This is a genomic window from Paenibacillus sp. MER 180 (genome assembly GCF_023713665.1).
Taxonomy (GTDB): domain Bacteria; phylum Bacillota; class Bacilli; order Paenibacillales; family Paenibacillaceae; genus Paenibacillus_B; species Paenibacillus_B suaedae.
In genome coordinates this window covers 1-295 of sequence record NZ_JAMAVT010000104.1, presented here as the reverse complement: position 1 = coordinate 295, position 295 = coordinate 1, and the positions used below count along the sequence as shown (strand labels likewise).

The 295-nt window shown below is 41.4% G+C and carries 1 protein-coding gene; it reads left to right on the top strand.

Annotated elements, in window-relative coordinates; all coding sequences use genetic code 11:
- Window positions 1-295, top strand: a 295-nt coding sequence (locus M3661_RS30065; protein WP_251491411.1) for an integrase core domain-containing protein, incomplete at both ends; no start/stop codon positions are given.

Below are 295 nucleotides of genomic sequence, written 5' to 3'. Positions count from 1 at the left end.
CATACAAGCCGCTTTGTTTAAACGCCAATTATTTGGCTCTCAGACGGTGCCAGTAATTCGCTCAGACAACGGCCCACAGTTCGTATCAAGCACTTTTGAGGAAGCATGTATCGACTTTGGTATGGAGCATGAAAGAATACCGCCTAGAACACCGAATATGAATGCCCATATTGAGTCTTTTCATCGAATCTTGCAAGATGATTGTTTGAATAAATACGAATTTCAAACTTATGGTGAAGCCTATCAAGTGGTGTCCGAATTCATACGGTTCTATAATGAACGCAGGATTCATTCC